General features: G+C 40.2%; 7 protein-coding genes. All 7 read right to left on the reverse strand.

The window, feature by feature from the left end; translation table 11 throughout:
- Nucleotides 1-62 precede the first annotated feature (62 nt).
- The 7 genes from LLW17_RS03570 to LLW17_RS03600 all read right to left on the reverse strand — a co-directional run bounded on the left by LLW17_RS03570 (nt 63) and on the right by LLW17_RS03600 (nt 13,720).
- Nucleotides 63-446 (reverse strand): TraR/DksA family transcriptional regulator, encoded by a 384-nt coding sequence (locus tag LLW17_RS03570; protein WP_099645546.1) that lies wholly within the window; start codon nt 444-446, stop codon nt 63-65.
- A gap of 6 nt (nt 447-452) precedes the next feature.
- Nucleotides 453-3,887: an isoleucine--tRNA ligase gene (gene ileS / locus LLW17_RS03575; RefSeq protein WP_228228893.1), complete on the reverse strand. Its 3,435-nt coding sequence runs from the start codon at nt 3,885-3,887 to the stop codon at nt 453-455.
- 374 nt (nt 3,888-4,261) lie between these two features.
- A complete protein-coding gene (locus LLW17_RS03580; RefSeq protein ID WP_228228894.1) occupies nt 4,262-5,989 on the reverse strand; it encodes a hypothetical protein in 1,728 nt (575 codons plus the stop codon).
- Nucleotides 5,986-7,182: a DUF4249 family protein gene (locus LLW17_RS03585; RefSeq protein ID WP_228228895.1), complete on the reverse strand. Its 1,197-nt coding sequence runs from the start codon at nt 7,180-7,182 to the stop codon at nt 5,986-5,988. Before LLW17_RS03585 ends, LLW17_RS03580 begins: the two co-directional genes overlap by 4 nt.
- Before the next feature lie 15 nt (nt 7,183-7,197).
- Nucleotides 7,198-9,960 carry a TonB-dependent receptor gene (locus tag LLW17_RS03590; protein WP_228228896.1) on the reverse strand — a complete coding sequence of 921 codons (2,763 nt, stop codon included), beginning with the start codon at nt 9,958-9,960 and terminating at the stop codon, nt 7,198-7,200.
- On the reverse strand, nt 9,961-10,680 hold the full coding sequence (locus LLW17_RS03595; protein WP_228228897.1) for a hypothetical protein: 720 nt from the start codon (nt 10,678-10,680) through the stop codon (nt 9,961-9,963).
- A gap of 634 nt (nt 10,681-11,314) precedes the next feature.
- Nucleotides 11,315-13,720 (reverse strand): TonB-dependent receptor, encoded by a 2,406-nt coding sequence (locus tag LLW17_RS03600; protein WP_228228898.1) that lies wholly within the window; start codon nt 13,718-13,720, stop codon nt 11,315-11,317.
- Between the last annotated feature and the right edge of the window lie 7 nt (nt 13,721-13,727).

The following is a 13,727-nucleotide window of genomic DNA, read 5'->3' on the forward strand; positions in this document are numbered from 1 at the left end:
TAATCTAACAAAAAACGCTCCAGAACAATCTGAAGCGTTTTGTTTTAAGCCTGTACAGCATATTATTTCTGCATATTCTTGGCCTCGATACTCAAGGTAGCGTGAGGTACTAACTTTAGACGTTCTTTATTGATAAGTTTACCGGTTACGCGGCAAATTCCGTAAGTCTTGTTTTGAATACGCGTCAATGCGTTTTTAAGATCGCGTATAAATTTCTCCTGACGGATGGCCAAAGCAGAGTTTGCTTCTTTACTCATAGTCTCGCTACCTTCTTCAAAAGCTTTAAATGTAGGTGAGGTATCATCTGTACCGTTATTACCGTCATTCATATAAGCACTCTTAATAAGGTCAAGATCTTTTTGGGCCTTATCAATCTTTTGTTGAATCAACACTCTGAACTCTTCAAGTTCGGCATCGCTGTAACGTTCTTTAATGTCTGCCGCCATAATTGTTTACTGTTTTTTAATAGCCAATATTGTTTCTACATCATCAAAAGCAATGGCTATTCCGTTAGTAACCTGCTCTGCAACGTCGAGTTTTGCGGTGAGCGTTTCCATTTTTATATAGTCTAAATTCTCGTTAACGGCTTTCTCGACCTTTCCGTCACGCTGTAATTGTACTTCAATCTTGTCTGTAACCTCAAAACCACTGTCTTTTCGCAGGTTTTGAATACGGTTAACCAGTTCGCGGGCAATGCCCTCATTCTTCAATTCTTCGGTTAGGGTTACATCAAGGGCAACGGTTAATCCACCACTGCTTGCAACCAGCCAACCTTCAATATCCTGAGAGGTGATTTCCACATCTTCGGGCGCCAAAGTAACACTTTTTCCATTAATCTGCACCTCGATTTTACCCTCATTTTCAAGCTTTGAGATATCAGCGGCACTCATTGCAGTAATAGCATTTGCTACCAGCTTCATGTCTTTTCCAAACCGAGGTCCCAGAACCTTAAAATTGGGTTTAATATTCTTTACCAGGATACCTGAAGCATCGTCAATCAGCTCAATTTGCTTCACATTTACCTCAGATTTAATCAAATCCTGTACCGAAAGTATTTCTGCACGCTGCCCTTCATCAAGCACCGGTATCATAATACGTTGCAGCGGTTGTCTTACTTTTATTTTTTCTTTTGCGCGAAGCGAAAGCGTCAAGGACGAAATCGTCTGTGCTTTTTGCATTTTACGCTCCAGACTGCGGTCTATTTGCGACGCATCACTCACCGGAAAATCAGCCAGGTGCACACTTTCTGAAGCTTCACGCCCGGTAAGACCATTTAGGTCTTTATACAAACGATCCATATAAAACGGAGCTACCGGAGCACCCAGTTTTGCAACCGTGATCAGGCAGTTGTATAAGGTTTGATATGCCGAAATTTTATCGTGAGCATAATCGCCTTTCCAATAACGGCGACGGCTTAGGCGCACAAACCAGTTACTCAGGTTTTCCTGTACAAAGTCTGAAATGGCACGGGTTGCTTTGGTAGGCTCATAATCGGCATAAAACGCGTCAACCTCAGCGATAAGCGTATTGAGTTCCGAAAGGATCCAGCGGTCAATTTCCGGTCTTTCGTTCCAGTCGATTTCTTTTTCAGCAAAGCTGAATTGATCCAGATTGGCATAAAGCGCAAAGAACGAATAGGTATTGTAGAGCGTACCGAAGAATTTGCGCTGCACCTCAGTTATTCCGTGTAAATCAAACTTGAGGTTATCCCAGGGGTTTGCGTTGCTGATCATGTACCAGCGGGTCGCATCAGGACCAAAGGTATTTAGCGTGGTAAACGGATCTACCGCATTACCCAAGCGCTTCGACATTTTTTGTCCGTTTTTGTCCAGTACGAGTCCGTTTGAAACCACATTTTTATACGCCACATCGTCAAACGTCATCGTGGCGATGGCGTGCAGGGTGTAGAACCAGCCGCGGGTCTGGTCAACGCCTTCTGCGATAAAATCAGCCTTGCGCCAGGTTTCTTCAACCTTCTCTTTGTTTTCAAACGGATAATGCCACTGTGCATACGGCATGCTTCCGCTGTCAAACCACACATCAATCAAATCTGCCTCGCGACGCATAGGTTTTCCGCTTTGCGAAACCAATTTGATTTCATCCACAACATTTTTATGCAGGTCAATCAAATCATAATTGGCATCGCTCATATCGCCCGGCACAAAATCTGCAAACGGGTCGCTGTCCATCACACCAGCTTTTACGGATTCGGTGATTTTTTCTTTTAGTTCGGCAACCGAACCAATGATAATTTCCTCTTTGCCATCCTCGGTTCTCCAAATAGGCAACGGAATTCCCCAATACCTTGAGCGCGATAAGTTCCAGTCGTTGGCATTAGCCAGCCAGTTGCCAAAACGACCTTCTCCTGTGGCTTTTGGTTTCCAGTTAATGCCCAGGTTGAGTTCGTGCATACGATCACGCACATCAGTCACTTTGATAAACCAGGAATCTAACGGATAATATAAAATAGGTTTATCGGTACGCCAGCAGTTGGGATAACTGTGTACGTACTTCTCCACCTTAAAAGCTTTGTTTTCTTCCTTCAGCTTGATCGCGATTTCGACATCAACGCTCTTTTCGGGAGCTTCGCCTTCATCGTAGTACTCGTTTTTAACATATTTGCCACCAAACTCCTTCAACTCAGGACGAAAACGCCCTTGCAAGTCAACAAGCGGTACCAGATTACCGTTTTCATCTTTAACCAACATAGGAGGTACGGGCGGTTCAGCCTGCTTGGCAACCAGCGCATCATCTGCACCAAAGGTTGGTGAGGTATGCACGATACCGGTACCGTCTTCGGTAGTTACAAAGTCTCCGGCAATCACCCGAAATGCATCCTGCGGATTGTCGTGCGGCTGCACATAATCAATTACCGGCTCGTAACGCAACTCCAGCAGTTCGCTTCCTTTACATTCGGCCACGACTTGATAGGGTATCTTTTTATCTTTTTCGCTGAAATTGGTAAAATCTTCTTCACTTTCGGCAACAAAGAATTTTTTAGAAAATTGTTTGCCAACCAAAGCCTTAGCCAGAACTACGTGAATAGGCTCAAACGTATACTGGTTGAAGGTTTTGACTAAAACGTAGTCTATTTTCTTACCAACAGTCAAAGCCGTGTTTGAAGGCAGGGTCCAGGGAGTGGTCGTCCAGGCCAGAGCCCCCACCCAGCCTCCCCCTGAAGGGGAGGAGTTTTTCATTGCAATTCCAATTGGAGACTTTTCGTAAGTCTCATCTTCCACAAAACGGAATTGCGCCGTTACCGTAGTATCGGTCACATCCTGATAGGTGCCGGGCTGGTTGAGTTCGTGCGAACTTAAGCCGGTACCGGCTTTAGGAGAGTAGGGTTGTATGGTGTAGCCTTTGTAAATAAGGCCTTTGTCGTAAATGTTTTTAAGCAGCCACCACACCGTTTCCATATACTTGGGTTTGTAGGTGATGTAGGGATCTTCCATATCTACCCAATAGCCCATCTGCTCGGTGAGGTTGTTCCACACATCGGTGTAGCGCATTACTGCGTTTTTACAGGCTTCGTTGTATTCGGAAACGCTTATTTTCTTGCCAATGTCTTCTTTGGTGATGCCGAGTTCTTTCTCAACACCCAGCTCTACCGGAAGTCCGTGGGTATCCCAACCGGCCTTACGTTTTACCTGCTTGCCTTTTTGGGTTTGAAAACGGCAGAAAATATCTTTAATCGCACGCGCCATCACGTGGTGAATACCGGGCATCCCGTTTGCTGAAGGCGGACCTTCAAAAAAGATATACGGCTCATTACCTTCGCGGGTTGAGATACTCTTTTCAAAGATGTGGTTCTCCTGCCAGTAGCTCAGGATTTCTTCGGCTACTTTAGGGAGGTCAAGTCCTTTATATTCAGGAAACTTTGTGCTCATGATCTGCGTTTTCTAATAAGTGTGCAAAATTAGGGAATTTTGGTTAGAAAACAGGTGGTTAAAGCCTTTCCAAACTTGAACACTTTTAAATAGTAGGGTTGTACATATAAAGTGACAATTTATTCAAATCAAAAATTAGCTAAAAAATATATCAGGCTGCATCATTTGTAATGTAGGATACTTTATAAGATAGGACTTACTACAGGAATGCGACACTTGCTTTATGCTCTCAAATACATCTCAGCTTCGGTGCGTTTTTGTCTACTAATAAAAGACCTAACCAATATTTTAAAGACTTCTTTAGGTTCGATAGATAGCGAAATGTCAAAATATTTTGCATTAATTACTTTTAACACAAGATTGTCAATTAGAAATTAATTGGTTACTTCAAAAAATGATTTAACAAATACGGGCTGTCCAGATCCTGTAAAACCCGACACTACCACTTCAAAAATTCCTGTTACATCAGAGGTATAGCAATTAAAGGATGCCTCGTCATTTTGTAGGGAGACTAAGGGCTTCCATAAAAGTTGATAGCGATAATCAGGAATTTTGGATAGCGATTCTGTGTCCGTACCCCCGTATTGCTGATTAAAGTATTTCTTTTGCAGCGCCACCGGATTTATTGACAGGGCCTCTGAGGCTTGCAAAAGATATTGTCTTTTAAAGTCTGCATCAAAGGAATGAATATCTAATATACCAGAAAATCGCTGAGGACCGAGATAGTATTCTTCTGGCACAACTGTGATGCGCTCAATATTCTTTGAAGGATAGTTATATAGAAATTTGTGATTGGTTACAAGAATACCATCAACTAGAAGTAATGTAGGATACTCTTCATTTCCTTGTATAAAATTGCTGGTTTCTACTTTGAAAACCGGCTCCCCATTCCTTATACGTACAGCCCCACCCTGTATTATCTCCGTAAAGGTTTCTTTTAATGTATTAAAACGAGTGAAATTACCTAGTATGAACGTCTTTCCAGCATCAATGTAAAAAGGCCTTATTTTTGGAGTTTCAATTATTGTATCGGGCTTAAATTGGTAATAGGCATTTTCTATTTGATTAGCTACACTACGCCTCTCGATAAGATTTTTAAGGTCACGGTCAATACCTATACGTTTAAAAGTCAAATCTGAATACTCCGGTCTGGGATCTTCAAAAATTTCAAAATCACAAACATTTTCCACCCCTATTGCTACCCCCATGGTCTGACGGCTGGTTGGTAATTCCTCCAAAACCCAGGTAAATCTACCTTCATCATCGGTCAATGCAAATTCTGGTGTCCTATCTACATCTACAAAAGAAAGTACCACCGTCCTGTTCTCCTTTCCTTCGTTGTTTACCGGGAAATTCAATTTACCCGAAACCAAAGCTCCCCTCAATTCTGGCGCCAAAAGACTATCGGTATTTAAATTCTGATTAAAATTCCATTTTAGCTCTACTGAAGATTGCATTTTTACAAAGTCTAAACTGTCTATCTTTCTTACAGAAAGTGCATAGCTTCCACTCAACGCATCTTTACCTTGAGTCTTCAGTTCAATGTTTAAGGGCTGGCGAGGCTTGAGAATACTTTTGTCCAAGGCAACAGACAGATAGGGTGAAGTCATTTCCTGAAAGGAAATATTTTCAAGATATTCTGGATAGTCAGAATATGGTTTATCTGCTTCACGCGTACGATATGGATTTATGAGAATTAAATCTTTTTCAAAAAAGTGCTGCTTACCAAAATTAAGCATCCATCGAGTGTACGCGATTAGTTTGTAATGTCCGGTTTTTAAACTGGTACCCAAAAAAAGATCCCCGTTCCCTCTGCCTTTATTCATAGCTATCTTCTGAAAATTCACCTCCTCACCGGCATCATCAACCAAAGTCACATATAAAATTTTACTAAGCGGTGAGGGACGCGAAGAGGATCCTAAAAACGAAAATGCGCTTATGTAGACCGTTTCACCTGAAAGAAAAACAGCCCCATTAGTCTGCAAATTGACTTCTTCTGACTGAAGCTTGTTGTAATCAATTTTCTCTTGACTCCAAACTACTGAACTCACGAAAGTCATTGAGAGTTGTAACAATACGCTAAGATTTATATATAATCTCATTCTATCCAAAAATCTGGTTTGATGTTGGTGCCGTGAACGGTACAATCCATGCACCTCGTAGGCACTACTCTGTAGACACCTCCTCCTTCAGGATGATCAGGTTCTGGTATTATCATATATTCTAAAAACTTTACAGACCCGCGTTCAAGTAGTGTTCCCAGCTCATCTGATAACGGGCGAGTAGGATCACAATTTCCAGCAAAACTACCCCTTATCTTTTCATCCTCTTCACTAGGAAAAAAGTCCTGATAGTCAAAAAAAATACGCTTTTCTGCTAAACTGACAACACTAAAAAAGCCTATAACCTTATTATCTCGACTTCCAACTTCGTATAAATTGCCCTCTAAAAATCCCGGTTGATTTTGCACGAATACATTAGAAGATTGGCTAAGCTCTTTTAGGGTGGAATAAAACCGAAAAGTTGCATTGCTCACTACATATTGACTCACGTTGATACTGTACCGATGAGCAATATTTGGGTTTCCTTGACTTAGAAAGCGTACTTCAAAATCCCGAACCTTTTTGTCCTGAAGCTCCTCGGTAGAAGCTACAAGTATACTGTTACCCATGTTGGTGTTATAACATATTTTCTCCTCTTTTTGTTTAGGAACCAATTCAAAAACATAGGTGGAATTGTCAATTTTTGTATACGTAAGATCCTCATTGACCTGATTTGGTGAAATTATTTTATAAGTCTCGGTATATTGATATAAATAAAAACCATTTTCTGCCGAACTCTGACCATTAACAGTAATGAGCACACCAGTCTCCCCTTCTCTATTTTGTGTTCGTTTAGCATCCACATTATCGATCTCTGAGGTCCCAATAATCTGTTCTTCTTCAGAACGATAATTCTGACCATCCTGTGTTATAATTTCAAGCATATACTTTACTCCGGGTTGAGCTGCAAAAGGACTATTGGATAAATAGTTACCTTCGGAAACTTCACTAAAGATAAAGCTACTGCCATCATCGCCAACAACACTTACATTGGCATTTTCTTCAAACTCCGGAATGCTCTGTTCTAAAGTAAAATAACGCGTTAATTTTACTTTCTGTCTTATTAACTCATTACTGATGAGGGCCTCTACAACCAAAATACCTTGAGAAGTTTCTGCCTCTAAAGGGATCTCTTCTATACATCCCAAAATGAAAAGAGCAAAAGCACACAGTAAACACTTTAAATTTTTCATTCTCATCTTCCCGTATTAAAATTTAAAATTATAGGTTATCGTTGGTACCGGTACTGAAAATATAGAGCTCTGATAAGCTTTTACTTCACCAGCGTCAGTCACAAAATAAACGGCATAAGGGTTATTTCGTCCAAGTACATTATATACTGAAATATTTACAAAGCTGTGCCCCAACTTATTTTTCTTATGATTCCCTTCTATATTAACACCAAGGTCAAGACGGTAATAATCTGGAATCCTGAATTGATTACGATCGCTATAAACCACGTATTCTGCATTATTATAGATGTATTTCCCAATAGGGAAAGTTACGGGTCTACCAGTTTGATATACTATGTTCCCAGAAAAGCTAAAACGTTTAGTTAACCTATAGTTTGCTATTAAACTTACATCGTGAGGCTTGTCATAATTGGTTGGAAAATATTCTCCTTCATTAATTCGATTCTCTCCATAGGGACTGTCAAATTGCTGCAGGGATCGGGAATAAGTATAACTAAGATAGCCATTAAAATCCCCGGCTTCCTTTCTTATAAGAAATTCAACACCATAAGATCTGCCATTTCCCTGCAAGGCTTCGGTTTCTATAAATTCATTAAAGAACAAAGAGGCTCCTGTTTTAAAATCGATTAGATTCGTAGAGGTTTTGTAGTAACCTTCAAAGCTTAACTCAAGTAAAGGCGCATCAAAGTTTTTGTAAAATCCTAAAGAAACTTGCTGAGATCGCTGCGGTTCTATGTTGCTATCTGATAAAGTATAAATGTCAATTGGCGATGCAGCAGTGTTATTTGAAAGAGTATGTATATACTGTAGAGTATTGTTGTAGCTCGCTTTTACAGAAAAGCTACGACTCAACAGATATCTTGAAGAAATGCGCAACTCAGGTCCTCCATAGGCCTGAGCAAACTCTCCACTATTATATTCTATCACATCGGAAACGGTCTCATCGCTTTTGGGAAGGCCTTCTTCATAAACACGCTGCTTTGTAGGACCTACAAGATTAAACATACTTAAACGCAAACCTGCCTCCACCAGTAACTTTTCATTAATTTCAAATTCATCAGAAAAATAAATGGCCGACTCAAGCCCTTTTTTGTTATCAAGTGTAATCGGTTGTAGGTTACTTTCATTTAATGGATCTAAGGTTCCTGGATTTATAGAATATAGTTTTGTATTAAGACCGTAACGTAAATTATGTCGTTCATTAAGTTTTGAGACGAGATCAAAACGTAAAGCACTTTCGGCTATAGCATAATCCTGTGCAAAAGCGTTTTGATTCTGAGAATCATAGTCAATTTCAAAACTGTACCTACTGTGACTTATAAGTGCATGGCCTCGACTTTTTTCACTCAAACGAAAATCATAACTGGCGTTAGCCATTATATTTTGGTACCCATAAACAGAATCAGAATTAATGCTAAAACGATCTTGGCTTGTATAGGCAGAAGCCTTAAACCTTCCATATTGTCCTATTTTGTGGTCATACCTGAGAAAAATATCATAGAAAGAAGCGCTGCTGTTATCCAGCGATTCCTCATCCAGTGCCCGAAGAATGTAATCAGAATATGTGACCCGACCCCCAATCATTAATCCAGATTTTACTTTCACCACCGGAATCTGCAACATTAAACTACTCGTAACTGGCCCAATAGAAGCTTCCCCGTTAAAATCTGATTTACTAGGTGTTTTTGATTCAATATCGAAAACTGATGCCAATCGCCCCCCAAATCGAGCTGGCATATGACCCTTAAAAATCTCAACGCTTTCCGTAGTAAAGGGATTAAGCGCAGAAAAAATACCAAAGAAATGAGAAGGGTTATAGATTACGCCACCATCCAATAAAAACAGATTCTGGTCGCTTCGGCTTCCCCGAACATTGTAGCCCGAGGCACTTTCACCAACTGTGGAAATTCCAGGTAGCGTAGCGGCTATCTTAAGTACATCTCTTTCGCCCAGCACCAAAGGAATATTTTTATTTTCTTCTACATTATACTTTTCTGAGCCTGCTGTTGCATCCTCTACATTGGCATTAGCACCAGTATTAAGCAATACCTCCCCAAGTAGCTGGTAATTTTCACTCAGGCTTAAATTCAATTCACCTCCACTATATACAATTACTTTTTGTACTAGAGTCTGCATGTCCAATAAACTTGACTTAAGAGTATGCTCTCCGGGCGGTAGGGTTATTTCATAATACCCGTTCTCATCAGTACTCGTGCCAATACCAAGATCTTCAACAGAAATAGAGAGATCCTGAAGGGGGTTACCACTATCCTGATTAATTGCTATCCCAGAAATAGTGTACGACTGCTTTGCACGACCAAGAACTTCTTTGCCGATACGAACGGTATTAACAAATCGTGTCTGCTCTATTTTTTGACGATCATAAAAAAATGGGTCTTCTTGAGATTGTTCCAATGCTAAAACTTGAATACTATCTTGTGGTTTTGAAAAAAAACCTTCTGGCAGGGAACTATATATTAAATTGTTTTTGGTTATTATGACCCTCCTGTTCTGAGTTATGAAAAAATTTAGGGGTGTATCCTCCAAAAGACCGGAAAGCACATTAGACAGAGTTCCTTCAAAATCTCCGGTTACAGTCACACCTTCTATCCAAGAATCTGCATAAAAAAAAGAAACATCTACTTGTGATTCAATAAATTCAAAAATATCAATTAGAGACTTTTCTTTCGATGTCACATATATCGTTTCTGTTGTCGTTTGCGCTTCCAGTACTTGCAGAAAAAAGATATAGAATAAAAAAGATAGAAGTTTCTTCATTTATGAGTTTATCGAAATATTTTTATAAATGATTTGTAGGAGTCGAGAATAATAAGCTGCAACATCTATTTTCGACAAATTTCGATTTTCTTTATGCCCTTGAACAATGACCTCGCTTAGCTGTGGAAAAAGTCGCTTTAGAATTTTATAACTTTTCAGATCGTAATATTTTCCATCGTATTTAATGTAATAAATAGGTTCTCGATCGTAGAATTCTGAATACTCGTGTACTCTATTATTTTTTTTGTAGCGATTTTTTCTAAGTTTTCTATAAAGGCCTAAATCAAAATTTTCAAATTGAAGAAGCTGCTCGTAAAAACCCTTTAATTCTTCCCAGTCAATATGTACAAAAAATCTATCCTCCATGCTAAAACATTCAACTTGCTGTTGCAATGGCTGTACTAAAACATTTCTGGAAGCCATCGGCAGGCGCATCAAAATGAGATCGTCATAAACATTATAATTGATTGACACTCTGAAATACCATTGACCATCATAAAGTATTGACCCATCAATGTAATCAAAATAAAGCCTTGGAGTAAATTCATTAATACTCCTGTACTTTGAAGTGTATACGGATCCTTTATAAAGATTGGTGTTATCAGGACCTATATTCGAATCAAAAAGTTCGTAATAGGTGCTTTCCAATGAAGATTTTTGAGCTAAACCAAAAGCAACATTAAAAAATAATAAAAAGATGATCCAGTTATAGAAATTCAACAAGACAAGTATTAGTACAATTGTAATTTAGAAAAACCCACTCTAAATAAAGAATGGAGCGTTGTTAAAGTTTTAGACAAGTGTAAGTTAAACAGGGTTTTTAAATGATTGGCTTATAAAATTCACTCAAGGTACCACCCCGCATACCTAAAAATAATTAGTTGGTTAACTTAAACGAGTATTCAAAAATCTGAATCAACAAAATTCTCTTTTCTTGAATAAAAATTCCTAGCTATGACTATTCTAAAGTCTTTTGATCCCTGAATATTAATTTTAGACTTTTGAATACTCTCTATGCAAATATTCAAAAATGTTTATAGCTTAACCTTAAAGATAAACTATGAAAGTGCTCTATTAGTAAATCCTTGTTTAAACTTAAACGTTTTAAAGATTGACACAATTCGCAAAAAAATTCTGCAATGTTAATCTTTAACAGGTGTTGCTTTTCTTTAATTTAAAAGTCAAAAAATGAACTGTTGGTTTTAAGTGAAAGGTTATCTATTTCCTTTATTAAACCTAGACATATCCTTCCGATAAAAAAAATTTAAACAAAATAAGAGCAATATTCAAAAAGCCTTAAGCGCTAGACTGACTTTTCATTTATCAAAATTAACTAGCGAAATCTAAACGATCCCTAAAAACCATACTTCAACGCCACAATAAAATTCCTTCCCGGGGCTGAGATTCCTGAAGAATACGGGCGATAGCGCTGGTCGGTTATATTTTCTAAAGCGGCGGTGGCCTTCCAGTTTTTGGCAATCTGGTATTCGCTGTACAGATTAAGCGTGTACCAGCGCGGCGAATAGGGGTTGCCATTAGCGTCAAGCGCGTACAAATAGGCATTGCATACCTGAGACGGGGCGAGTTCGTTAAAATCAAATTGCCCGTTGTAAACGGCAGAAGCATCAAACTTCCAGCGCTTCATGCGGTAAATGAGGTGGGTGTTGCCAAATGTAGGCGCAGCGTGACGCAAAGGAGCCTCGCTGCCATCGTCTTCTTCCTGACTACCCTCGGTAATAGTAATTTGTGAGGTAAGTTTCAGATTTTTGGTAAACAGATATTCCAAACCTGCTTCCAGACCGTAAACTTCTGCACTTGCCGCATTTTGTATGGCTTGCACCGTGCTGGGCTCCCCCTGATAGTCAATAGTGGTTTCGCCATTCAGGCTAAAATCACGACGAACCAGCGCATTATTCAGTCTGGTGTAATAGGTTGCAAAGTCTAAACGCAATTTTTCGCCCAGACGTAAACCGGCACCAACTTCGGCATTGTAGGCATATTCGGCTTTTAAATCGGGATTGGGCACGACAACAGAACCCGGCTCGCTGTCAAATATTTTCCCAATATCGTCAATATTGGGTGCGCGAAAAGCAGTGCCCAGATTGAGGCGTAAATTCAGGGTTTCATTGGTTTGCCAGTTTAAGCCTGCTGAGCCCGTGACATTCCCAAAATTCAAATCGGTTTCCTCAAACGGAAAATTATAAAACGCATCGTTAAAGGTAGCATTTACCAAAATCTGATTGTAGCGCAGTCCGGTTTGCAGTGTAAGCGCCTCTGCTAAATCGAACTGGCCGCTCACGTAAGCGGCAAGCGACTGCCAACTCGAATCATCAGGATACCTGGTAGCCGTAGGCGTTTCTGCTCCGCTAAAAATATCGGTCTGCTTGCCGTACGAACCGATTCTGTTTAAAACATATTCTAAACCGTAAAACAGGCGGTGTTCCCGTAATTTTTTAGTAAAATCGGCACTTAGCGAATAGGCATTTACCTGCTCCTGCGTGGTAAATAAATCGGTTTTACCGAAATCGCGATCATTTCGGCTTTCTTCAAAATACTGGATGGCGGCATTCAATCTGGCTTCATCGTAAAAATCACCATTTCCTTTTTTGTCAATCTGAAAATTCCCCATAAACCAGGTTTGTGGTCCATAATACCACTCGGCTGCACGCAATTGACCATCGCGCTTACGGGTAAGGCGGTCGTAACGCGCATAGTCTGAGGTCGTGCTGTAATGCAGTCCCAGATTGAAATCCCAAACCGCATTAGGCATAAAACGCACTTTTTGAGTGAGGTTTAGCAAGTCAAAACCGGTGGGCACCTGCACCAGGGGATTTTTATTTTCAACGACTTCATCCACACCATTTCGGGTAACCACATATTCCGGTCTCAGGTAATCATCAGGCCCGTGCCTGCCCATGCGCAAATCGTCAAAATCAGAATAACTGATGCTGCTTAAAAAAGCCCATTTCTTTCGGCCGATATTGATCTCAACGTGACCCGTTTTTTCGTTGTTTGCCGTGGCATAACGCGTTAATGCCTGCCCGCTGAAACTGGTCGCTTCTTCAAAAGAAAACGCGGGTCTTTTGGTATAAAAATTCATCACCCCGCCTACCGCATCACTCCCGTAAATTACTGAGCCCGGACCCAGAATGACTTCGGTTTGATCTGCCGTAAACGGATCTATATTGATTACATTCTGAAGGTTTCCGCTGCGAAAAATTGCCGTATTCATCCGCACTCCGTCTACTGTAATCAGCAGGCGATTGGTTGAAAAACCCCGAATCATTGGGCTGCCGCCACCCAACTGACTTTTTTGAACAAACACCTGCCCGCTTTGGTCTAACAAATCGGCTGCAGTCTGGGGATTTTTAAGCTCTACGTCTTCAGCGTCAAGCGAAATGATTTTCTGAGCGACTTCGCGTTCTTTTTGCTCAAATTTAGATACCGAAAGCACCACCTCGTTCAGCAGGTTTTCGTCGTCAGCGAGATACACCTTATTCCCGGCGGCAATAAGGGCCGCTTTTGTGGTTTTTTTAAGTAAATGCGATACGTGGGAGATAAAAATGGTTTCCCCATTGGTAAATGCAGAAACATCTACGAGCCCCGTTGCGTTAGAAATTGCGGAATGAGTCTTTTCTGTGTTGTAAAGGCTTGCATTTTCAATAGGTTCGCCGGTTTGAAGATCAAAAATGCGTATTTGCTGGGCAAAAATACCGGAGCTGAAATTGATAAAAAAAAGGAGAATAAAAAGAATCCGCATACTGGAT

It is taken from the genome of Leeuwenhoekiella parthenopeia, assembly GCF_020782115.1.
Taxonomy (GTDB): Bacteria; Bacteroidota; Bacteroidia; order Flavobacteriales; family Flavobacteriaceae; genus Leeuwenhoekiella; species Leeuwenhoekiella parthenopeia.

What these genes read in the sequence shown, in the direction of transcription:
- LLW17_RS03570 (WP_099645546.1), bottom strand. Translation starts at nt 446, where the DNA reads ATGGCGGCAGACATTAAAGAACGTTACAGCGATGCCGAACTTGAAGAG.
- ileS (WP_228228893.1), bottom strand. Translation starts at nt 3,887, where the DNA reads ATGAGCACAAAGTTTCCTGAATATAAAGGACTTGACCTCCCTAAAGTA.
- LLW17_RS03580 (WP_228228894.1), bottom strand. Translation starts at nt 5,989, where the DNA reads ATGAGATTATATATAAATCTTAGCGTATTGTTACAACTCTCAATGACT.
- LLW17_RS03585 (WP_228228895.1), bottom strand. Translation starts at nt 7,182, where the DNA reads ATGAAAAATTTAAAGTGTTTACTGTGTGCTTTTGCTCTTTTCATTTTG.
- LLW17_RS03590 (WP_228228896.1), bottom strand. Translation starts at nt 9,960, where the DNA reads ATGAAGAAACTTCTATCTTTTTTATTCTATATCTTTTTTCTGCAAGTA.
- LLW17_RS03600 (WP_228228898.1), bottom strand. Translation starts at nt 13,720, where the DNA reads ATGCGGATTCTTTTTATTCTCCTTTTTTTTATCAATTTCAGCTCCGGT.